A 21706-nucleotide genomic window follows, 5' to 3' on the forward strand; every position below is an offset into this window, starting at 1 on the left:
GACAACCCCACACGTTTCAGGAGGCATCATGCAGCGCCACAAGCGTCGCATCGCCACGGCCCTCGCGGCCCTGGCCTCATCGCTCCTTCTGTCACTGTCCCTCTCCCCCACACCCGCGCACGCCGCGACCCACGATCCCGTCGTCTTCGTGCACGGCCTGAGCAGCTCGGCGAGCAGCTGGGACGACTGGATCGGTTACTTCAAGGCCGACGGCTACACCTCCGCCGAGCTGGACGCCTGGTCCTACGACTGGGCCCAGTCCAACGCCACCACCGCCCGGCAACTCCAGACCGAGATCAGAAACGTGCTCTCCCGCACCGGCGCGTCCAAGGTCGACCTGGTCGTCCACTCCATGGGGGCGCTCAGCTCCCGCTACTACCTCAAGAACCTCGGCGGAACGGCGTACGTCGACGACTTCGTCTCCACCGCCGGCACGAACCACGGCACGAGCACGGCCTCGTGGTGCGCGTGGCTGTACACCTCCTGCGCGGAGATGAACACCGGCAGTTCGTTCCTGACCACCCTGAACTCCGGCGACGAGACCCCGGGCAGCGTGTCGTACGCCAGCTACTGGTCGAACTGCGACGACGCGCTGACGCCCGACACCACCGCGATCCTCAGCGGCGCGACGAACGTCGAGGTCGGCTGCGTCTCGCACACCGACATGAACAACGATCACGGCGTGTACGAGCAGGTGCGGGACTTCATCGGCTGAGCGATCGGCCGAGCAAGAGCAAGGGCGCCAGCGGGGGTGCGGCGGGCCCGTGCGGGGGAGAATCGGGGTAGGCCCGTCCTGCCCGGGAGGTCCCCATGGCCCTAAGGTCCGCCGGCTCCGGCAAGGTGTCGCGGGATGCCGTGCATCACCCGCTGTTCGCCCGTTTCTACGCCCGGATCAGCGTCAACGCCGAGACACGGATGGGTATGGGCGGTCTCCGCGACCGGCTGCTGGCCGGGCTGTCCGGCCGGGTGATCGAGATCGGCGCCGGCAACGGTCTGAACTTCGCCCACTATCCGAGTGCGGTCTCGGAGGTCGTCGCCATCGAACCGGAGCGCCTGCTGCGGAAGTTGGCGGTGGAGTCCGCGCTGCGGGCCGGGGTGCCGGTGGATGTGGTGCCGGGCGCGGCGGAGGCGCTGCCGGTCAAGAGCGAGGCCTTCGACGCGGTCGTGCTCTCGCTCGTGCTGTGCAGTGTGCGGGACGTGCCGCGGGCGCTCGGTGAGGTACGGCGGGTGCTGCGGCCCGGCGGGGTCGTGCGGTTCTTCGAGCACGGCCTGGGCGGCGGACCCGCGATGCACTTCACGCAGCGCGCGCTGGACCGGACGGTGTGGCCGCTGGTGAGCGGCGGCTGCCATCTCTCCCGCGAGCCGGTCGCCGCGCTGCGGGCGGCCGGGTTCGAGATCGGCCCCTACCGGCAGGTGATGATGCCGGAGCAGGGGCCGGTGCTCCCCTCGTCGTACTGCGTGCTGGGGACGGCGTGGCGGCCGCAGCTCAGCGAGTAGTCACAGGCTCCACTGCTGCAGTTCCCGCGCGATGTCGTGCACCGAGGCCTCACCGCTCTTCACCATGCGGGCCAGGTCGCGCACCTGCTCGGGCGAGGTGACTACCTTGAGGCCGCTGGCCACGAGGTAGGCGTAGGCGACGGCGGAGGCGAACAGGGCGTTCGAGCGCTCCAACGCGGGGACGTGGACGAGCAGTTGGAGCAGGGCGGCGGCCCGGGTGTGCGGGCTGTCGTAGACGGGGACGTCGAAGATCTCGGCCTGATGGCGCGCCACGGCGGCGACGAGGGCTCCCCAGTCGGTGACCTGGGGGTCCCCCGGCGTCCTCTTCTCGGCGAGCATCAGCAGCCAGGCAAGGTCGATGTTCAGATTGCTCAAGGGATCAGTGGCGACCTTCGCGTGTGCCTTCGCGGTCGGCGCCGAACTCCTCGGCGAACACCGACTCGTACTGCTTCATGAAATCGGCGGCGGCCTCCACGAACGTATGCCCGGCCTCGCCGGTGTCCTGCCTGACCAGCTCCTCGATGTAGCGGTTGACGCTCATGCCCCGGGCCAGGGCGCGTTCGCGGGCCGCGCGGGCGGTGCCCTCGTCCACTCTCACGTTCAACTGGGTCTTCGCCATACCTCGAAGCTAGCGCTGTGGTGCTAGCACCGGCAAGGGGCATCGCAGGGACGGAGGGGGGCGACAGGGACGGAGGGTGCCCCTTACATCGATATCGGGGGCCCGACCTGGGGCGGAGACCGACCGGGACCTTCGGAGGATTCCGAGTGTGCGGTGGATCACATTACGCTCGGCGAGGAGGAAGTCCGTGATGTCCGTTCCGCGAGGAGGCGGTCTTGTCCACAGCAGCTGCGCAGTACGCCCCGGGCCCCGCGTCGGCCGACGGGATCGCCGCCCGCGCCCGCGGCCTGACCAAGGCGTACGGCTCGGGCGAGACGACCGTGCTCGCCCTCGACTCGGTGGACGTGGACATCGCGCGTGGCCGCTTCACGGCGGTCATGGGGCCGTCGGGCTCCGGGAAGTCCACGCTGATGCACTGCCTGGCGGGCCTCGACAACGTCTCGGCAGGGCAGGTGTGGCTGGGTGACACCGAGATCACCGGGCTGAAGGAGCGGGAGCTGACCCGGCTGCGGCGGGACCGGATCGGGTTCATGTTCCAGTCCTTCAACCTCATCCCGACCCTGAACGCGGCCGAGAACATCACCCTGCCCATGGATATCGCGGGCAAGAAGCCCGACGAGAAGTGGCTGGACCAGGTCATCGACACGCTGGGCCTGCGGGACCGCCTCAAGCACCGGCCCTCCCAGCTCTCCGGCGGTCAGCAGCAGCGCGTCGCCTGCGCCCGCGCGCTGGCCTCCCGGCCGGAGCTGATCTTCGCGGACGAGCCGACCGGCAACCTCGACTCGCGGGCCGGCCTCGAGGTGCTCGGCTTCCTGCGGGAGGCCGTCGACCAGCTGGGGCAGACCGTCGTCATGGTCACCCACGACCCGGGCGCCGCCGCCCACTCCGACCTGGTGCTCTTCCTGGGCGACGGGCGGATCGTCGACAGGATGGAGCGGCCCACGGCGGAGGCCGTACTGGAACGGATGAAGCGGTTCGACGTGATCCGCAGCCAGTACGACGACGGCGGGCCCGCGCCGGGGGCGATACCGGCCGACGGCCCCTCGGCGGCGTCGCCCGAGTCGCCCGCGTCCGAGGAGAGCTGACCTCGTGCTCAAGGCGACGCTCCGCAGCTTCCTCGCCCACAAGGGGCGGCTGCTGCTCTCCGCCCTGGCGGTGATCCTTTCCGTGGCGTTCGTCGCGGGCAGCCTGATCTTCTCGGACACCGTCAGCCGCACCTTCGACCGGCTGTTCGCCTCGACCGCCGCCGATGTCACCGTCACCCCGAGGGAGACCCTCGACGAGACGGTCCCCTCGGGACAGACCCTGACCCTGCCGGCCTCCCTCGCCGACCGCGTGGCCCGGGTGAACGGCGTCGCGGCGGCCCGGGCGGAAGTGGACGTGGACGGCATCACCGTCGTGGACAAGGACCGCGAGTCGGTGGGCCCGACCACCGGCGCCCCCACGATCGGCACCGCCTGGAACCCGACCGAGCGCAGCCCCGTGGAGCTCACCTCCGGGCACGCCCCGAAGGGGGACGCGCAGGTGCTGATCGACGCGGACACCGCCGACAGCAAGGACGTCCGGATCGGCGACCGGCTCACGGTCATCGGGCAGGAGGGCTCCTTCCCGGTCGAGGTCGCCGGCATCGTCACCTTCACCACCACCAACCCCGGTGCCGCGCTGGTCTTCTTCGACCCCGCGGCCGCACAGACGAAGCTCCTCGGCGACCCCGAGGCGGCCACCAGCATCTCGGTCGACGCGGCCGACGGCGTCAGCGACGCCGAGCTCAAGCGGCGCGTGGCCGACGCGCTCGGCGGCGACGCCGGCACCTACGAGCTGCGCACCGCCGATGAGCAGGCCGAGTCGGACGTCGAGCAGCTGGGCGGGTTCCTCGACATCATCAAGTACGTCATGCTCGGCTTCGCCGGGGTCGCCGTACTCGTCGGCGTGTTCCTGATCGTCAACACCTTCGCGATGCTGATCGCCCAGCGCACCCGCGAGCTGGGCCTGCTGCGGGCGCTCGGCGCGGACCGGCGCCAGGTGCGGCGCTCGGTGCTCACCGAGGCGCTGCTGCTCGGGCTGGTGGGCTCGACGCTGGGCCTCGCGGCCGGGATCGGGCTGGCCGTCGGGCTCATCGAGCTGATGGGTCTGATGGGCATGAACATCAGGACGACCGAGATGGTCATCGGCTGGGGGACACCGGTGACCGCATACGTCGTCGGCCTCGGCGTCACCTTCGTGGCGGCCTATCTCCCGGCCCGCAGGGCGGCGGGCGTCTCGCCGATGGCGGCCCTCGCGGACGCCGAGATCGCCGACATCGGGCGGCCGCTGCGGCTGCGCGCGGTGGTGGGCTCGCTGGTCGGGGCGGCCGGTGCGGTGGCGCTCGTGGGCTGTGCCGTGTCGTCGAAGACATCGTCGGCGGCGTCCCTGCTCGGTCTGGGCGTCGTCCTGACCCTGATCGCGACCGTGATCGCGGGACCGTTGCTCGTACGCCCCGTGATCCGGATCCTGGGCGGGGCCTTCCCCGCGCTGTTCGGCTCGATCGGCCGGATGAGCCAGCGCAACGCCCTGCGCAATCCGCGCCGCACCGGAGCCACGGCCGCGGCCCTGATGGTGGGACTCGCGCTGGTCGGCGGGATGTCGGTGGCGAGCGCCTCGATGACCAGGTCGTTCGACCAGCAGATCGACAAGACGCTGGGCGCCGACTTCGTGGTGCAGAACGGCAACTTCGTGCCGTTCCCGCGGGAGGTCACCGAGAAGATCCGCGACACCGAGGGCGTGGGGCTGGTCGTGCGACAGCAGCTCGCGACGATCCGCGTCGGCCTTCCGGACGGCGACCGCGTGAAGACGACCGCGGCGGGCTACGAACCTCAGCTCGACAAGGTCGCCAACATCACGTACGCGCAGGGCGACACCGCGGCCGCGCTGGCGGCCGGGCACCTCGCCATGGACAAGGACTTCGCCGAGGACCACGGCGTGCGCGTCGGCGACACGCTCCCCGTCGAGTTCCAGGGCGAGCGCCGGGCCGAGCTGACCGTCGGCGCCCTCACCGACCAGGAGTCCGCCGAGGGGTTCGGCACCCAGGGCGGGATCTACTTCTCGCTGGCCACGCTGGAGAGGTACGCACCGGGCGGGCAGGACGCGGCCGTGTACGTCAACGCCGCCTCCGGCACGGGCGACGACGACCTGCGCGGCAACCTGGAGAAGACCCTCGACCCGTATCCGCAGGTCCAGGTCCGGGACATCGCCGACTACAAGGAGCTCGTGCACGACCAGATCGCCGTCCTGCTCTACCTCGTGTACGCCCTGCTCGGGCTCGCGATCATCATCGCGGTGCTCGGCGTGGTCAACACCCTCGCCCTGTCGGTGGTCGAGCGCACCCGGGAGATCGGGCTGCTCAGGGCCATCGGGCTCGCCCGGCGGCAACTGCGCCGGATGATCCGGCTGGAGTCGGTGGTGATCGCCGTGTTCGGCGCGGTCCTGGGGCTCGTGCTGGGGCTGGTCTGGGGTGTGTGCACCCAGCAGGTGCTGGCGTTGCAGGGCATGACGGCGCTGGCGATTCCCTGGGGAACCATCGTCGCGGTGATGATCGGGTCTGCGGTGGTGGGCGTGGTGGCGGCGCTGCTGCCCGCGTTGCGGGCATCGCGCATGAATGTGCTGGCGGCCATCGCGCACGAGTGATGGAATCGCGGCAGGCACTCAAGTCCCTTGAAGGTGAGGAGAGTTCGTGTCGCAGTCGGAGAGCCCGCGCCCGTTCCGCTTCGGTGTCAACCAGATGACCCCCGCGCCGGCCGACGAGTGGCGGGCCAAGTGCCGCCGGGCCGAGCAGCTCGGCTACGACGTGATCCTGGTCCCCGATCATCTGGGGATGCCCGCGCCGTTCCCGGCCCTGGTCGCGGCGGCGGAGGCGACCGAGCGACCGCGACTGGGCACGTTCGTGCTCAACGCGGGCTTCTGGAACCCCGCCCTGCTCGCCCGGGACGTGGCGACGACCGACGCGCTCACGGGCGGGCGACTCGAACTCGGGCTCGGCACCGGCTACGTGAAGGCGGAGCACGACACTGCGGGTCTGCCTTGGGTGTCCCCTCGCGAGCGCGTGGACCATCTGCGGCGCACGATCGAGGAGTCGTACCGTTTGCTCGGCTCCGAGGACCACCAGCCGCAGCCGGTGCAGAAACCCCGTGTCCCGTTGCTCGTCGGCGGCAACGGCGACCGCGTGCTGCGCCTGACCGCCGAGCACGCCGACATCGCGGCCTTCACCGGCGCACGGTCGGTGCGGGGCAGCTCGACCGGGAAGCTGGAGGTCATGCTCGCCGGGGAGCTCGAGGAGCGTGTCGGGCTGTACCGGGAACTGGCGGCGGGCCGCAAGGAGCCGGCGGAGCTGAACCTTCTCATCCAGTTCGTGCTGGAGACCGACGACCGCGAGGCCGCCGTGCAGCCCTTGATGGAGCGCGTCCCGTACCTCACCGCGGACCAGGTCCTGGAACTGCCCATCGGGCTCGTCGGCACCGTGGAGGAGATGACGGCCCAGGTGCTGGCGCAGCGCGAGCGGTACGGGTTCACCTATCTGACCGTGCTCGAACCGAGCATGGAGGCGTTCGCTCCGGTGATGGCGCGGCTGCGCGCCAAGTAGCTGTCCGGATAATGGAATTCCGCCTCCGGTTTCACCCGCCGTGATGTGATCACGGCATGACTGATCTGCGGATACGGGCCGCGACGCCCGAGGACCTCGACACCGTGCTGGCCTTCTGGAAGGCGGCCGCCGAGGGCACGAGCATCAGCGACGACCGGGACGGCGTGGAGCGGCTGGTCGACCGCGACCCCGAGGCGCTGATCCTGGCGGAGCTGGACGGCGAGCTGGTCGGCACGGTGATCGCGGGCTTCGACGGCTGGCGCTGCCATCTGTACCGGCTGGCGGTGCACCCGGAGCGTCGTCGCCGGGGCATCGGCTCGGCCCTGCTGGCCGCCGCGGAGGACAGGTTCGTACGACTCGGCGGGCGCCGGGGTGACGCGATGGTGCTGCAGCGCAACGAGACCGCGCATCATGCCTGGCGCTCGGCCGGGTACTCGCCCGAGGAACACTGGCGTCGATGGGTGAAACACCTCACCGACTAAGACACTTTGCCCATCCTTTACTATTGGGAGACCACTTCGGTCCTCCAATGAAAGGTGTGAGCGTCCGCCCATGGGCGAGCCTCCCAGTACCCGACATCGCGCGATCCTCCTCACCCTGTCCGACCATGGGACGGAGGTGACCCGATGACCGAAGTGCTCCTCCTTCTGGTGGCGATCCTGCTGTCGCTCGCCTGTGGTGCCTTCGTCGCGGCCGAGTTCTCGCTGACCACGGTCGGGCGCGGCGAGCTGGAACGCGCCGCGGAGCGCGGCGAGCGGGGCGCTTCCGGTGCCCTGAAGGCCGTACGGAATCTGACCTTCCAGCTCTCCGGTGCGCAGCTCGGCATCACGGTCACCAACCTGGTCGTCGGCATGCTCGCCGAGCCGTCGATCGCCGCGCTGCTCGCGGGCCCGCTGGAGTCGCTCGGCGTCTCCCGCTCGACGGCGAGCTCGATCGCGCTGGTGATCGGTACGGCGCTGTCGACCGTCGTGCTGATGGTCGTCGGTGAGCTGGTGCCCAAGAACTGGGCGATCTCCTCGCCGCTGGCCGTGGCCAAGACGGTCGGGAACGGGCAGCGCTGGTTCAGCGCGATCTTCCGCCCCTTCATCACCCACCTCAACAACACGGCGAACCGCGTGGTGCGCCGCTTCGGCATAGAACCCACCGAGGAGCTGGCGGCCGCACGCGGACCCCAGGAACTGGCCGCCCTCGCCCGGCACTCCGCCCGGGAGGGCGCCCTGGAGGCGGACACCGCCGAGCTCTTCGTGCGAACCCTGAACCTGGCCGACCTGACCGCGGAGAACGTCATGACGCCGCGCGTCCAGGTCGTCGCCCTCGACGCCCAGGCGACCTGCGAGGACGTCGCGAATGCGACGCGGGCGACCGGACTGTCCCGGTTCCCCGTCTACCGCGGCACCCTCGACTCGGTCGTCGGCACCGCGCACGTCAAGGACGTCCTGGCGGTGCCCGCCGAGCGCCGGCCCCGGGTCTCCGTCGCCGAGCTGATGCGCGAGCCGCTCCTCGTCCCCGAGACGCTCACCGTCGACCGGCTCCTCGACCGGCTGTCCGGCAAGCGCACGATGGCCGTGGTCATCGACGAGTACGGCGGAACGGCGGGCGTGGCCACGCTGGAGGACATCGTCGAGGAGGTCGTCGGCGAGGTGCGGGACGAGCACGACCCGCACGAGACGCCCGACCTCGCGCATGCGGGGAGCGACGACGAGGGCCGGGCGCTGTTCTCGGCCGACGGTTCGGCGCGGGTGGACCAGCTTGCGCGCATCGGCCTGAGAGCGCCCGAAGGACCGTACGAGACGCTGGCCGGTCTCGTCGCGAGCGAACTGGGCCGCATCCCCGCCGTCGGTGACCGCGTCGAAGTCGCCGGCTGGCGGCTGGACGTGGTGGACGCCGCGGGGCGCAGGGCGGCGCGGGTGCTGATGCACGCGCCGTTCGAGGACTCGACGGCCGGCGAGGAGGAGGACGGGCGATGACCGCCGTACAGCTGTTCATCGGTTTCCTGACGCTGGTCGTCAACGCCTTCTTCGTGGGCGCCGAGTTCGCGCTGATCTCCGTACGCCGCTCACAGATCGAGCCGTACGCCGACCAGGGCGACCGGCGCGCCAAGAGCGTGCTGTGGGGTCTGCAGCACGTGTCCGCGCTGATGGCGGCCGCTCAGCTCGGCATCACGCTGTGCACGCTGGTGCTCGGTGTGGTCGCGGAGCCCGCCATCGAGCACCTGCTGGAGCCGGTGTTCCACGCGGTGGGCGTGCCGGAGAGCGCCGGGCACGCGATCTCCTTCGTCATCGCCCTGACGCTGGCGACGTATCTGCACATGCTGCTCGGCGAGATGGTGCCGAAGAACATCGCGCTGGCCGAGCCGGTGCGCAGCGCGCTGCTGCTCGGTCCGCCGCTGGTCGCGATGTCCCGCGCGGTGCGGCCGGTGATCTTCACGATCAACGCCTTCGCGAACGGGTTGCTGAAGCTGCTGCGCGTCCAGACGAAGAACGAGGTCACCGCGACCTTCTCGGACGCCGAGCTGGCCCAGATCGTCCGGGACGCCGGCGAGGCCGGCCTCATCGACGAGCGCGCCCGGGAGCGGCTGCACGACGCCCTCGAACTGGGCCGCCGCCCGGTGCGCGACGTCGTCCTCCCCCTGGAACACGTCGTCTACGCGCGCGTGGGCGTCACGCCGGAGGAGCTGGAACGTCTGTCGGCCGAGTCGGGTTTCTCCCGCTTCCCGGTCGTCGACGCGGGCCGCCGCATCGTCGGCTACCTGCACGTGAAGGACGCCCTGGACGCCTCCCCCCGGGACGTGCCGTTCCAGGTCCGCGACATGCGCCCCATCGCACGCGTCCGCGAGAGCACACCACTGGACGACGTCCTCACGGCAATGCGGGGCAGCCGCACCCACCTGGCCGCCGCACTGGGCGGCGACGGCCGACTGGCCGGGCTGGTGACCATGGAGGACGTACTGCGGGAGCTGTTCGGGCAGCGGGCTTGACCGGCGGACGGCCGTGGTGGCCGGGCGTACACGGGCGGCGGGTCCGACGGGCGGCGCCGGGGCGAACGGGCGTCCGGGCATGACCGCCGAATGGGGGCGGCGGCTGGGGCACACCAGGGCCAGGGCCCGAGGGTGGCGGCCGAGGCTCACAGACAGTAGGCCTCACCGCCGGACACGAGAGGTAGCCGCGGCACACCAACCGCTGAGCGTGAGCACCGGACACGGGAAGTGGCCGGGACCCGCGTGCAGTCGGCGGTCGCGAACATCGGATCCGGCGGGGGCCGGGGCGCATGGGCATCCGGGCATGGCCGCCGGATGCGGGCCGCGGCCGGGGCTCACAGGCAGCGGCCTGAGCAGCGGATCCGGACAGTGGCCGGGGCTCACCGGCAGGGGGCCTGACCGCCGGGGATGAGTGGTACCCGGGCCGACCGACCGATGGGTATGTAGCCGGGATACCATCTCTGTCGCCATGCAGACGAACCCCACTCACACCAGCCTGGTCGCGGTCGGCGACTCCTTCACCGAGGGCATGTCGGACCTGCTCCCGGACGGCTCCTACCGGGGCTGGGCCGACCTTCTCGCCGGCCGGATGGCCGCCCGCACGCCCGGCTTCCGGTATGCCAACCTCGCCGTGCGCGGGAAGCTGATCGGGCAGATCGTCGAGGAACAGGTCGACGTGGCGGCCGGGATGGGCGCCGACGTGATCACGCTCGTCGGCGGGCTCAACGACACGCTCCGGCCGAAGTGCGACATGGGACGGGTGCGCGGGCTCCTGGAGGAGGCCGTCGGGAAGCTCGCCCCCGCGTGCAAGCAGCTGGTGCTGATGCGCAGCCCGGGGCGACAGGGGCCGGTCCTGGAGCGGTTCCGGCCGCGGATGGAGGAGCTGTTCGCCTGCGTCGACGAGCTGGCCGAGCGGCACGGCGCGGTCGTCGTCGACCTGTACGGTGCTCCGTCGCTCGCCGACCCACGTCTGTGGGACGTGGACCGGCTGCATCTGACGGCCGAGGGGCATCGCCGGGTCGCGGAGGCCGTATGGCAGGCGCTCGGCTACGACCCCGAGGACACCGAGTGGCGCACGCCGATGCCGGCGACGCTGCCGCCGGGGTGGGTCACGCGGCGGGTCGCGGACGTGCGGTTCGCCCGGCAGCATCTGCTGCCGTGGATCGGGCGGCGGCTGACGGGGCGGTCGTCGGGAGACGGGCTGCCGCCGAAGCGGCCGGAGCTGCTGCCGTACGAGGGCCCTGCGGCGTAGGACCGACTGAGCGTGACGGCGCCCGGTGCCTGATCGGGCACCGGGCGCCGTCACGCTGTCACAGCTGTGCGCTACTGCCGGGCCGCGGCCCGGCTTCGCCGGTACAGGAAGGTTCCGGCGACCAGCAGCGCCGCACTGCCGGCGATGCCTCCGATGACGGTCGCGGGGTCGGCGCCGGTCTCGGGCATGTGGGGGTGATGCGGCTTCGCGGGCGGGGGCGTGTGCTTGTGCGGAGGCCGGTGCTCGTGGGGAGGCCGGTGCTTGTGCGGAGGCCGCGGCTTGTGCGGCTTCTGCGGGCGCTCGTGACCGTAGCCGTTGCTGTAGTCGTCGCCGTAGCCGTAGCCGTCCGACTCCTCGGAGCCATAGCCGTAGCCATCCGACTCTTCTTTGCCGTAGCCGTAGTCGTCATGCTCCTCGGAGCCGTAGCCGTAGCCCTCCGACTCCTCCGAGCCGTAGCCGTTGTCCTTCGGCTTCTCCGTGCCGTAACCGTCGTGGCTCGGCCTCTCGGAACCGTAGCCGTTGTCCTTGGGCTTGTGGCTGCCGTAGCCGTCGTCCTTCGGCTTCTCGCTGCCGTAACCGTGGTGGCTCGGCTTCTCGGAGCCGTAGCCGGAGCTGCCGAATGTAGAGGTGACATTTTCGGACGTGGGCCCGGGATTCATTCCGTTGAGCCGGTCATCCAGCTCTTGGAATCTTTCGCGCATCTCGCCGAGTTTTTCATCCATCCTGCCGAATGTGTCATCCAGCTGCTCGTCCAGCCCGTCCGGCTCCCAAAGGTCCGTACGGCCCGACATTACGGCGGCGGAGTTCACCACGGCCCCCTGCATGCGTGGGGCAGCGGACGCCCAAGTGCCGCATAGAGACAGGGCGCTTGTCGCGGCAGCGGCCACAATCAATCCCTTGGTCAGGGCCTGTCGCATTCTCGTCGTCTTTCTCTCAGGCGGAATGGGGAAGCCGGCGTCGTTTCCTTGACGCGGTCTTGTCGATTGCCGGGATTCGCAGGTCATCGCAGGAGTCGTGATGTCGCACGTTCACACTCACCACGACCTGGTGACTATGAACGAGAAATGGAGGCCACAGGGACCCAGGACGCGTCTATGGCCAGGGAATTCACTCGATCGCCCGCATTCGGCCCGCGGTCTCACTCCGACGGCCGGGCACTGGGCCCCTCCGGCCGCCGGGTAAACTCCGTACACGTGACTTCTGCGCCCGCCAAGCCCCGCATCCCGAACGTCCTCGCCGGACGCTACGCCTCCACCGAGCTCGCCACGCTCTGGTCCCCCGAGCAGAAGGTGAAGCTGGAGCGGCAGCTCTGGCTCGCCGTGCTGCGGGCCCAGAAGGACCTCGGCATCGAGGTGCCGGACGAGGCGATCGCCGACTACGAGCGCGTCCTCGACACCGTGGACCTGGCCTCGATCGCCGAGCGCGAGAAGGTCACGCGGCACGACGTGAAGGCGCGGATCGAGGAGTTCAACGACCTCGCCGGGCACGAGCACGTGCACAAGGGCATGACGTCCCGCGACCTCACCGAGAACGTCGAGCAGCTGCAGATCCGGCTGTCGCTGGAGCTGATGCGCGACCGCACGGTGGCCGTGCTCGCCCGCCTGGGCAGGCTGGCCGGTGAGTACGGCGAGCTGGTCATGGCCGGCCGCTCGCACAACGTCGCCGCACAGGCCACGACGCTGGGCAAGCGCTTCGCGACCGCCGCCGACGAGCTCCTCGTCGCGTACGGCCGCGTCGAGGAGCTGCTGGGCCGCTACCCGCTGCGCGGCATCAAGGGCCCGGTCGGTACGGCGCAGGACATGCTGGACCTGCTCGGCGGGGACGCGGCGAGGCTGTCGGAGCTGGAGGGCCGTATCGCCCAGCACCTGGGCTTCTCGCAGGCGTTCACGTCGGTCGGCCAGGTCTACCCGCGCTCGCTGGACTACGAGGTGGTGACCGCGCTGGTGCAGCTGGCGGCGGCGCCGTCCTCGCTGGCGAAGACGATCAGGCTGATGGCCGGGCACGAGCTGGTGACCGAGGGCTTCAAGCCGGGTCAGGTCGGCTCCTCCGCGATGCCGCACAAGATGAACACCCGCTCCTGCGAGCGCGTCAACGGCCTCATGGTGATCCTGCGCGGCTACGCCTCGATGACCGGCGAGCTGGCGGGCGACCAGTGGAACGAGGGCGACGTGTCCTGCTCGGTGGTGCGCCGGGTCGCGCTGCCGGACGCGTTCTTCGCCCTGGACGGGCTGCTGGAGACGTTCCTGACGGTGCTCGACGAGTTCGGTGCCTTCCCGGCGGTCGTGGCGCGTGAGCTGGACCGTTACCTGCCGTTCCTCGCCACCACCAAGGTGCTGATGGGCGCGGTGCGCGCGGGTGTGGGCCGTGAGGTCGCGCACGAGGCGATCAAGGAGAACGCCGTCGCCTCCGCGCTGGCGATGCGTGAGCAGGGCGCCGAGCGCAACGAGCTGCTCGACAAGCTGGCCGCCGACGAGCGCATCCCGCTCGACCGCGACCGGTTGGACGCCCTGATGGCCGACAAGCTGTCGTTCACGGGCGCCGCGGCCGACCAGGTGGGCGTCGTCGTGAGCCGGATCGAGGAGATCGTGAAGCAGCGTCCGGAGGCGGCCGGGTACACGCCCGGGGCGATCCTCTGACCCGCTTCACCGCCGAGGAGTTGGAGGCCGCTCGCGACCGCCTGGTGCCGGACGTGATCGCGGACGGTCTCCATGTCTTGTTCTGCGGCATCAACCCCGGTCTGATGACGGCGGCGACGGGCAACCACTTCGCCCGCCCCGGCAACCGCTTCTGGCCGGTGTTGCATCGGTCGGGGTTCACGCCGCGGCTCATGAAGCCGTCCGAGCAGGAGGAGTTGCTGTCGTACGGGCTCGGCATCACGAACGTCGTGGCGCGGGCGACCGCGCGGGCCGACGAACTGAGCGCGGAGGAGTACCGCGAGGGCGGCCGGCTCCTGGCGACGAAGGTGGCGCGGCTGCGGCCGCGGTGGCTGGCCGTCGTAGGGGTCACCGCCTACCGGGCGGCGTTCGACGATCGCAAGGCTCAGGTGGGTCCGCAGGAGCGGGTGATCGGGGACACGCGCGTGTGGGTGCTGCCGAATCCGAGCGGGCTCAACGCGCACTGGACGGTACAGACGATGGCGGACGAGTTCGCGCGGTTGCGGGTGGCGGCCGAGGCCTGACAGGTCACGGTGGGTCGATTTCCGTGACTACGGCGAGGAGCTGGACGTCGTCGGCCTCGTCCTGGTCGGCGACGGCCACCGCGACCCAACGGCCCGTCCCCTGCGCTTCCCAGAGGTGGGCGACACGCGCCCGTGCGCTGAGCGAAGCCCAGGGCTCGGGTATCTCCTCTCGCGCGGTGCGCAGCAGAACGCTCTGCAGGTTGTACGGGTCCGTCTCTCCCCAGCGGAGCGCGAGCAGTTCGTAGAGGGCGTCCCGGTACTTCTCGTACTGCTCCACCGTCGCGGCCCGCGCCCCACAGTCGCCCTGGCTTCTCTCTAACACCACGACGTGATGGCCGGGTCCGCCGTCACCGACGTCCGACGGGCCGTGCTCCGCCGGAAAGGGGCGGAAGCACAGCTCGTCGATGAGAGCGAGGTGCCGTGCGATGTTCATGCAGTCCAGTAAACCCGGCCCCACTGACAATTGGCGTGCCGTCAGGCGCCCCGTCGCCGCACGCTCCACGCCCCCGCCAGCAACGCGCCCGCCGTCCACAGAGCGGTCACGGCCAGTCCCGACCACGGCCCGAGGGTGCCGTCGTACGTCTGGTGCAGGACGATCTGGCCGGCCTTGTCCGGCAGGAAGTCGGCGACGGTGCCCGCGGCGTCACCGATGACGAACGACACCACGAGGATGAACGGGATCAGCAGGGAGAGCGTGGCCACACCGCTGCGCAGCAGGGCGGTGAGGCCCGCCGCGAACAGGGCGATCAGCATGAGATAGATCCCGCAGCCCAGCACCGCACGCGCCTGCTCGGCCACCGTGAGCCCGTTGGCCGCGGAGCCGAGTCCCGCGCGTGCCACGAAGAGCGCCGTGACGGCGGTGATCAGTCCGGCGAACAGGGCCGGGGCGGCGATGGCCGTCACCTTGGCGGCGAACCACCGTCCGCGCTGCGGGACCGCGGCGAGCGTCAGCCGGAGCGCACCCCTGTGGTACTCCGACGACACGGCCATCGCCCCGAACGAGATGGCCGCGATCTGCCCCGGCAGGACGCCCGACAGCGCCGTGAAGAGCGGGTCGAACTCCGGGTCGGAGCTGCTGTCGGCTCCGGCCAGGGCGGAGAACGCCGTGGTCACGGCGAACAGCGCCAGCAGCGCTCCCGGCAGCGAGCGGAGCGTACGGATCTTGAGCCATTCCGAGTGGAGTACGGGCGCGAATGTCATGGTTCAGGCCTCCTGGTGCTGTGCGGTGAACTCGGCCTCGGTCGCGGTCAGATCGAGATAGGCCTGCTCCAACGTTCCTTCTTCGGCGGCGAGTTCCAGGATGGGGACGCCCGCTTCCGAGGCGAGACGGCCGATGTCGTCTACGCGCGCGTGGTGCACGGTCCAGTGCCCGTCCTCGTGCTGGACGGCATCGTGACCGTGCCGGGCGAGGGCGGTCTTGAGCGCGGTGTCGTCCGCGGTGCGGATGCGGACGCGGGGTTCCACGCGCGCGTGGATGAACTCCCGCATCGGGGTGTCGGCCAGCAGGCGTCCCCGCCCCAGGACCACGAGGTGGTCGGCGAAGGACGCGGTCTCATTCATGAGGTGGCTGGAGACCAGGACCGTACGCCCCTCCCCCGCGAGCCGGCGCAGCAACCCGCGGATCCAGACGATCCCTTCGGGGTCGAGGCCGTTGGAGGGCTCGTCGAGCATGACGACCTCGGGGTCGCCGAGGAGGGCGGCGGCGATGCCGAGCCGCTGGCGCATGCCCAGGGAGTACGTCTTCACCCGGCGCCGTGCCACCGACGCGAGCCCTGTCTCCTCCAGCACCTCGTCGGCCCGCACGCTCGGGATGCGGTTGCTCGCCGCCAGGACGCGCAGATGGTCGAGGCCGGTGCGGGCGCCGTGCGCGGCCTGGGCGTCGAGCAACGCGCCCACGTGGCGCAGCGGTTCGCGCAGGCTCGCGTAGGGGCGGCCGCCGATCGTGGCGGTTCCGGAAGTCGGCCGGTCGAGGCCGAGGACGAGCCGCATGGTGGTGGACTTTCCGGCGCCGTTGGGGCCGAGGAAGCCGGTGACGCGGCCGGGGAGGACGGTGAAGGTGAGGTCGTCCACGGCTCGCCGGGTGCCGTACTCCTTGGTGAGGGCTTGCACTTCGATGCTGGTCATGGCAGTCAGCCTGGTCTCCCGGAGGGGGTGGGCTCCTCCCCCGGCGGTGGCGATCGTCTCCCCCGTGCGGGGGAGGCTCGTTGTCAGTGGTGGCTGGCACGATGACGGAATGGTCCGCTTGCTGCGCCCGTTCGGCCGGGCGGTGACGTACACACGACTGCTGCATCTGTTCATCGCGGTCGTGTGGCCGAGCATGTGGCTGTTCATCGAGGAAGCGTGGTGGATCTGGGTGGTGGCGGCCGTGGCGCTCGCCCCCGCCGGGCTGGTGCCCGCGATGCGCACCGTGGAGGGACTGCAGGCCAGGCTGCTGCTGACCGGGCACCGGCACGACAGTGACAGCACCGGCGTCGTGGTCGCACCCTCCGCCACCTGGGGCGACCGAGGGCGGCTCGTCGTGTGGCTGGAGGCGCGGCTGGTGCTCGGTTACGCGACCTCGACGCTCGTCGCACAACTGCTCTTCGCCACCGTGGACTTGGTGTCCGCGGCGTTCGGCCGTGACTTCGCGGAGGGCAAGCCGTTCCTCGACGGCCACCCCTGGTGGCACGTTCTGCTCGCGCCCCTGGCCCTGGTCACGCTGGCCGTGACCGTGGTCGCCTCCGGCCACCTCATCACCGGGCTCGCCCACCGCCTCCTGGGCCCCTCCCCCGCCGAGCGCCTCGCCGCCATGGAGGAGCGCACCGAGCAGCTGCTGGAACGCACCCGCATCGCCCGCGAGCTCCACGACTCCATCGGCCATGCCCTGACCGTGGCCGTCGTACAGGCGGGCGCTGCCCGCGCGGCCGGCGATCCCGCCTTCACCGACCGGGCGCTGGGCGCCATCGAGGAGACCGGCCGGGCCGCCCTGGAGGACCTGGAGCGTGTCCTCGGCGTCCTGCGCGAGTCCGATCGGCCGGTCAGCAGCCGGCCGACGCTCACGGACGCCGGCCGGCTGCTGGAGTCCGCGCGGGCGTCGGGCGCGAAGGTCGACGTCGAGATGACGGGACCGCTGGACACCGTGCCGGGGCCGGTCTCCCGGGAGGGCTACCGCATCCTCCAGGAGTCCCTGACCAATGTGCTGCGCCACGGCGACTCGGTCCCGGCCCGGGTCCGCATCGCCGTCGAGGACGGCACGCTCACCCTGGAGATCCGCAATCCGCTCACCGCCGAGATACCCGAGCCCGGCAGAGGCAGCGGGCTGCGCGGCATCCGCGAGCGCGCCGCCCTGCTGGGCGGACACGCGCGGACCGGTCCCGACCGAGGCGACTGGCAGGTGCACGTCGAGCTGCCGGTGAGTTGATCTAGGCTGGCCGGATGCCGGTCACCGTTCTCCTCGTCGACGACGAACCCCTCGTACGCGCGGGTCTGCGGGCCGTGCTGGAGGCACAGCCCGACATCGAGGTCGTCGGGGAGGCGGCGGACGGGGCCGCGGTGATTCCGCTGGTGCGGCAGCTGCGGCCCGACGTGGTCGCCATGGACGTACGGATGCCGCTGCTGGACGGGATCGAGGCCACGCGCGCGGTGCTGCGCACGGTCGACGAGCCGCCGAAGATCCTCGTCGTCACGACCTTCGAGAACGACGAGTACGTGTACGAGGCGCTGCGCGCCGGCGCCGACGGCTTCCTGCTGAAGCGGGCGCGGCCGGCCGAGATCGTGCACGCGGTGCGGCTGGTCGCCGAGGGCGAGTCACTGCTGTTCCCCGCGTCGGTGCGGCAGCTCGCCACGCGGTACGGCGACGGCGACGGCGGGAACCGGGCGGCGCGCGCGGTCCTGGAGCGGGCCCGGCTGACCGAGCGGGAGGCCGAGGTGCTGCGGCTGATGGCGCGCGGCCTGTCGAACGCGGAGATCGCCGCCCGGCTCGTGGTCGGGACCGAGACGGTGAAGTCGCATGTGAGTGCCGTCCTGGCGAAGCTGGGGGCACGGGACCGTACGCAGGCGGTGATCACGGCATACGAGTCGGGGTTCGTGGCGCCGGGATGAACCGCCCCCCTGCCCCTCGGTGCGTGCCCCTCACTCGAACCCGGGGCGGGCCCCATACTCGCCGGTGTCCGCCCCGGCGAGTACCATCCGCCCAACATCCGCACGAGCTGGGAGGACGGACGTTGGCGCGGCTGACCGGCGGGGATCCCTCGCTGCTGCGAAGGATCAACTCCGCGGTGGTGCTGCACGCGCTGCGTGCCACGGACGCCGCGACCCTGACGGAGATCACCCGGGTGACCGGACTGTCCCGGCCCACCGTCGAGGGCGTGGTCGAGGGGCTCATCGAGGCGGGTTACGTCGTCGAGAAGGCGGCCGACGAGAGCGTCGTCCGGCGTCAGGGGCGGCCCGCGCGGCGGTTCCGGTTCCGGGCCGAGGCAGGTCATCTGCTGGGCGTGGACATCGGGGCGCACCGGGTCGCCGCACTCCTCGCCGACCTGGACGGACGGGGGCTCGGCTCCATCGTCAAGGACGTCGACGAGACGGCTCCGGCCGACGAACGGCTCGAACGGGTGCGTACGGCGGTCGCCGAGCTGCTGCGCCGGGCCGGTGTCGCACGCAACTCCCTGCGGGCCGTGGGCGTCGCCACGCCGGGCATCGTCGAGGCGGACGGGACCGTGCGCCTCGGCGCCGCGCTGCCCGAGTGGACGGGGCTGCGGCTGGGCGAGCGGCTGAGCCGGTCCTTCAAGTGCCCGGTTCTCGTCGAGAACGACGCCAACGCGGCGGCGGTCGCCGAGCACTGGAAGGGCTCGGCGACCGAGTCCGACGACGTCGTGTTTGTGCTGGCCGGACTGAGTCCGGGCGCCGGTTCGTTGATCGGCGGGCAGCTGCACCGGGGATTCGGCGGTGCGGCCGGCGAGATCGGCGCGCTGCATCTGCTGGGCCGCGAGGCGACGCCGGAGACCCTGCTGTCCACCACCGACGAGCCGCTGCGCCCGCTCGACGAGCACGCCGTGGCCAAGGTCTTCACACAGGCCCGCGAGGGCGACGACCGGGCCCGCGCGGCCGTCGACCGCTTCATCCAGCGCCTCGTCCACGACGTGGCCGCCCTCGTCCTGGCCCTCGACCCCGAGCTGGTCGTCATCGGTGGCTGGGCGTCGGGCCTGGACGGCGTCCTGGAACCGCTGCGTCGCGAACTGGCCCGCTACTGCCTGCGCCCGCCGAAGGTCGCCCTGTCCCTGCTCGGCGAGGCGGCGGTGGCGACGGGCGCTCTGCGGCTCGCCCTCGACCACGTGGAGGAGCAGCTGTTCGCGGTGGAGGGGACGGTGACGGGGCGGCGCTGAGGGTCGCTGGTCGATCGGCCTGCGAGCCGACGGGGCCGGTCACGCGCCGGGTTTCGCGGGCCTGTCACGCGCCCATGACGCGACCGGTCACCCGCCGGCTGTCCTGCCGTTCACCCGTCAGCCGCGCACCAGTAGGCGACAGCCAGTAAGCCGAAGACGGGAGCCGGTGCCCAAGTACCTGCGTTGCAGCGGGGCTGTGCCCACGAACGCTTCGCGCCCCGGACCGGTTCGGGGCTCCAGGGCGCGAGGACATGCGGCGGTACGGCGGTCAGGACGCCCGGCGCTCCGGGTCCTGGTGGATCTCCACGCCGCCGGAGTCGCCGAAGGTCAGCCGGCACGTGTCGGCGCGGTACGTGGCGACGGAGAGGGCGGCCGTGCGGCCCTCGGCGAGGTAGCGGGTGGTCACGACGAGGACGGGCGCACCCGGGAGCCGGTCCAGCTCCTTTGCGTCGTCCGCGCGGGCCGAGCCCAGCTCGACGGCGTTCTCCTGGCCCTCGAGTTCCAGGCGCTGCAGCTCGCGCAGCACGGCACGCGCGCGTGCCGCTCCGGACGGGGCGTCGATCGCGGAGAGGTCGGGCACCGACGACTGCGGGATGTAGAGCAACTCGGCGGCGACGGGCTGACCGTGCGTCACGCGGGAGCGGCGCACGATGTGCACGGGCTCGTCCCGGCCGATGTCCAGTGCGTCGGCGACGGACGCGGGCGGGACCGCCTGCGTGCAGTCAGTGGGCTGCCAGACGTCGTCGGCCGCGCCCGGCCAGGCGTGATGCTCGGTGCCGACGGCCACGCCCACGCGCGGCGGCGCGACGGTCGTACCGACACCCCGGCGGCGCTGCAGCCTGCCCTCCAGTTCGAGCTGCTCCAGCGCCTGGCGGAGCGTGGCCCGGGCGACGCCGAAGCGGGCCGCCAGGTCGCGCTCGTTGGGCAGGATCTCACCGACGGTGAACTCGGAGTCCAGTGCCTCACTGAGCACGGTCCTGAGATGCCAGTACTTCGGTTCCGGCACCGTTTCCAGCTGCGTGGTCCCCACCCTGTCCTCCGCAATCGCCGTGGCCCAGCGGCGTTTTAGCGCCCTTGTTTATTAAAGGTTGTTGCACTTATCTGCGACCATAGGGCGGCCCTCACCCTTGGTCAATACCAATCGCCGGGAACGTTCACGGGACAGGCACGTACGGTCACCCCGTCACGCGCGGCGGGATCTACGCCGTTGCCAGCGACCTCAGTTTGTCGGGGTTGCGGATGATGTAGACCGACTGGATGCGGCCGTCCAGGACGTCCAGCTGGAAGACGGAGTCGGGCTTGTCGCCGGACAGCACCAGCAGCGCCGGGCCGCCGTTGATCTCCAGGAACCGGAAGGACACGTCGCCGACGCCCTTGCGGGCGGCACCGATGACGAAGCGACCCACCTTGTCGGCCGTCTCCAGGATCCGCACCGGCGCCTTCGCTTTGCCGCCGCTGTCGCCGACGAGGCGGACGTCCGGGGCCAGCAGCGACATGAGCCCCTCGAGGTCGCCCTCCGCGGCCGCGGCCAGGAACCGCTCGGTGAGGTCGCGGCGCTGGGTGGGGTCGACCTCGTAGCGGGGCCGCCGCTCGTCGACGTGCTTGCGGGCCCGTCCGGCGAGCTGGCGCACCGCCGCCTCGCCGCGGTCGAGCATCGCGGCGATCTCCGCATACGGGTAGCCGAAGGCCTCCCTGAGGACGAACACCGCGCGCTCCAGGGGCGACAGCGACTCCAGGACGACGAGGACGGCGAGGGAGACGGAATCGGCGAGGACGGCCCGCTCCGCGGTGTCCGGGACGCTGTCCCCGAAGTCGGTGACGTACGGTTCGGGCAGCCAGGGGCCGACGTAGGTCTCGCCCCGCGCCTTGACCTCGCGCAGCCGGTCGATGGCGAGGCGGGTGGTGATGCGCACCAGGTAGGCGTGCGGTTCGCGCACCTCGGACCGGTCGGCGCCGGACCAGCGCAGCCAGGCCTCCTGCACCACGTCCTCCGCGTCGGCGACGCGGCCGAGCATGCGGTAGGCGACTCCCAGGAGGACGGGGCGGTGCTCTTCGAAGACGTCGGTCTCGGTTTCGGTGGTCACCGCTCCATCCCAGCCGACGTGTCCGACCCGTGTCCAGGCGAAATCGGCGTCGTCGGGCAGGTGTCGTCTCAACCCGGTGGTGTCCAGGGCGGGTTGAGGGTCACGCCGTCTCCAAGGTCGGCGG

General features: G+C 71.4%; 22 protein-coding genes. 14 read left to right on the forward strand and 8 right to left on the reverse strand.

From position 1 onward, the window contains the following. Positions 1–28 precede the first annotated feature (28 nt). Together ACQEV2_RS05630 and ACQEV2_RS05635 are read left to right on the forward strand one after the other, a co-directional pair. Positions 29–715 carry an esterase/lipase family protein gene (locus ACQEV2_RS05630; RefSeq protein ID WP_433037145.1) on the forward strand — a complete coding sequence of 229 codons (687 nt, stop codon included), beginning with the start codon at positions 29–31 and terminating at the stop codon, positions 713–715. 95 nt (positions 716–810) lie between these two features. Then, complete coding sequence (locus ACQEV2_RS05635) at positions 811–1497, forward strand: class I SAM-dependent methyltransferase (protein ID WP_433037148.1); 687 nt, start codon at positions 811–813, stop codon at positions 1495–1497. On the opposite strand, the gene ACQEV2_RS05640 is transcribed toward ACQEV2_RS05635, so the two are convergent. After that, positions 1498–1872 carry a fic family toxin-antitoxin system, toxin component gene (locus ACQEV2_RS05640; protein ID WP_433037150.1) on the reverse strand — a complete coding sequence of 125 codons (375 nt, stop codon included), beginning with the start codon at positions 1870–1872 and terminating at the stop codon, positions 1498–1500. 4 nt (positions 1873–1876) lie between these two features. Further along, positions 1877–2116 (reverse strand): toxin-antitoxin system HicB family antitoxin, encoded by a 240-nt coding sequence (locus tag ACQEV2_RS05645; protein ID WP_433037152.1) that lies wholly within the window; start codon positions 2114–2116, stop codon positions 1877–1879. 215 nt (positions 2117–2331) lie between these two features. Between ACQEV2_RS05645 and ACQEV2_RS05650 the strand changes: the two genes are divergently transcribed. The 7 genes from ACQEV2_RS05650 to ACQEV2_RS05680 all read left to right on the forward strand — a co-directional run bounded on the left by ACQEV2_RS05650 (position 2332) and on the right by ACQEV2_RS05680 (position 10960). Continuing rightward, positions 2332–3201, forward strand: coding sequence for an ABC transporter ATP-binding protein (locus ACQEV2_RS05650; RefSeq protein ID WP_433037154.1), 870 nt, complete (start codon positions 2332–2334; stop codon positions 3199–3201). A gap of 4 nt (positions 3202–3205) precedes the next feature. Continuing rightward, on the forward strand, positions 3206–5779 hold the full coding sequence (locus ACQEV2_RS05655) for an ABC transporter permease (RefSeq protein ID WP_433037156.1): 2574 nt from the start codon (positions 3206–3208) through the stop codon (positions 5777–5779). A gap of 46 nt (positions 5780–5825) precedes the next feature. Beyond that, positions 5826–6731, forward strand: coding sequence for an LLM class F420-dependent oxidoreductase (locus ACQEV2_RS05660; protein WP_433037158.1), 906 nt, complete (start codon positions 5826–5828; stop codon positions 6729–6731). 56 nt (positions 6732–6787) lie between these two features. After that, positions 6788–7213 carry a GNAT family N-acetyltransferase gene (locus tag ACQEV2_RS05665; protein ID WP_433037160.1) on the forward strand — a complete coding sequence of 142 codons (426 nt, stop codon included), beginning with the start codon at positions 6788–6790 and terminating at the stop codon, positions 7211–7213. Positions 7214–7357: 144 nt separating this feature from the next. Continuing rightward, complete coding sequence (locus ACQEV2_RS05670) at positions 7358–8698, forward strand: hemolysin family protein (protein WP_433037162.1); 1341 nt, start codon at positions 7358–7360, stop codon at positions 8696–8698. Further along, positions 8695–9708: a hemolysin family protein gene (locus ACQEV2_RS05675; RefSeq protein ID WP_433037164.1), complete on the forward strand. Its 1014-nt coding sequence runs from the start codon at positions 8695–8697 to the stop codon at positions 9706–9708. The genes ACQEV2_RS05670 and ACQEV2_RS05675 overlap by 4 nt, the downstream gene beginning before the upstream one ends. Positions 9709–10177: 469 nt before the next feature. Further along, entirely contained in the window at positions 10178–10960 is a 783-nt protein-coding gene (locus ACQEV2_RS05680) for an SGNH/GDSL hydrolase family protein (protein WP_433037166.1), read from the forward strand. Positions 10961–11031: 71 nt separating this feature from the next. Here the strand turns inward: ACQEV2_RS05680 and ACQEV2_RS05685 are convergent, their stop codons facing one another. Continuing rightward, on the reverse strand, positions 11032–11661 hold the full coding sequence (locus ACQEV2_RS05685; RefSeq protein WP_433037168.1) for a hypothetical protein: 630 nt from the start codon (positions 11659–11661) through the stop codon (positions 11032–11034). A 492-nt stretch (positions 11662–12153) separates the two neighbouring features. On the opposite strand from ACQEV2_RS05685, the gene purB reads away from it, so the two are divergent. Together purB and mug are read left to right on the forward strand one after the other, a co-directional pair. Next, positions 12154–13596: an adenylosuccinate lyase gene (gene purB, locus ACQEV2_RS05690; protein WP_433037170.1), complete on the forward strand. Its 1443-nt coding sequence runs from the start codon at positions 12154–12156 to the stop codon at positions 13594–13596. Next, the gene (mug, locus tag ACQEV2_RS05695) at positions 13593–14138 is read left to right on the forward strand and encodes a G/U mismatch-specific DNA glycosylase (protein WP_433054219.1); all 546 of its coding nucleotides are present in this window, start codon (positions 13593–13595) and stop codon (positions 14136–14138) included. The genes purB and mug overlap by 4 nt, the downstream gene beginning before the upstream one ends. 4 nt (positions 14139–14142) lie before the next feature. Here mug and ACQEV2_RS05700 read toward each other — a convergent pair whose 3' ends face one another. From ACQEV2_RS05700 to ACQEV2_RS05710, 3 genes are read right to left on the reverse strand one after another with little or no spacing between them, the layout of a single operon-like run. Continuing rightward, on the reverse strand, positions 14143–14571 hold the full coding sequence (locus ACQEV2_RS05700; protein WP_433037172.1) for a hypothetical protein: 429 nt from the start codon (positions 14569–14571) through the stop codon (positions 14143–14145). A 41-nt stretch (positions 14572–14612) separates the two neighbouring features. Continuing rightward, positions 14613–15338: an ABC transporter permease gene (locus tag ACQEV2_RS05705; RefSeq protein ID WP_433037174.1), complete on the reverse strand. Its 726-nt coding sequence runs from the start codon at positions 15336–15338 to the stop codon at positions 14613–14615. Between the two features lie 3 nt (positions 15339–15341). Further along, complete coding sequence (locus tag ACQEV2_RS05710; RefSeq protein ID WP_433037176.1) at positions 15342–16262, reverse strand: ATP-binding cassette domain-containing protein; 921 nt, start codon at positions 16260–16262, stop codon at positions 15342–15344. A 109-nt stretch (positions 16263–16371) separates the two neighbouring features. Between ACQEV2_RS05710 and ACQEV2_RS05715 the strand changes: the two genes are divergently transcribed. The 3 genes from ACQEV2_RS05715 to ACQEV2_RS05725 all read left to right on the forward strand — a co-directional run bounded on the left by ACQEV2_RS05715 (position 16372) and on the right by ACQEV2_RS05725 (position 19498). Then, positions 16372–17538, forward strand: a complete 1167-nt coding sequence (locus tag ACQEV2_RS05715; RefSeq protein WP_433037178.1) for a sensor histidine kinase — start codon at positions 16372–16374, stop codon at positions 17536–17538. A 14-nt stretch (positions 17539–17552) separates the two neighbouring features. Next, the gene (locus tag ACQEV2_RS05720; protein WP_433037180.1) at positions 17553–18218 is read left to right on the forward strand and encodes a response regulator transcription factor; all 666 of its coding nucleotides are present in this window, start codon (positions 17553–17555) and stop codon (positions 18216–18218) included. A 122-nt stretch (positions 18219–18340) separates the two neighbouring features. Further along, the gene (locus ACQEV2_RS05725) at positions 18341–19498 is read left to right on the forward strand and encodes an ROK family protein (protein ID WP_433037182.1); all 1158 of its coding nucleotides are present in this window, start codon (positions 18341–18343) and stop codon (positions 19496–19498) included. 268 nt (positions 19499–19766) lie between these two features. On the opposite strand, the gene ACQEV2_RS05730 is transcribed toward ACQEV2_RS05725, so the two are convergent. Further along, a complete protein-coding gene (locus tag ACQEV2_RS05730) occupies positions 19767–20528 on the reverse strand; it encodes a GntR family transcriptional regulator (RefSeq protein ID WP_433037184.1) in 762 nt (253 codons plus the stop codon). A 169-nt stretch (positions 20529–20697) separates the two neighbouring features. Beyond that, the gene (locus tag ACQEV2_RS05735) at positions 20698–21582 is read right to left on the reverse strand and encodes an RNA polymerase sigma-70 factor (RefSeq protein WP_433037186.1); all 885 of its coding nucleotides are present in this window, start codon (positions 21580–21582) and stop codon (positions 20698–20700) included. Between the last annotated feature and the right edge of the window lie 124 nt (positions 21583–21706).

The organism is Streptomyces sp. CA-251387 (assembly GCF_050936625.1).
In the GTDB taxonomy this organism is placed as follows: domain Bacteria; phylum Actinomycetota; class Actinomycetes; order Streptomycetales; family Streptomycetaceae; genus Streptomyces.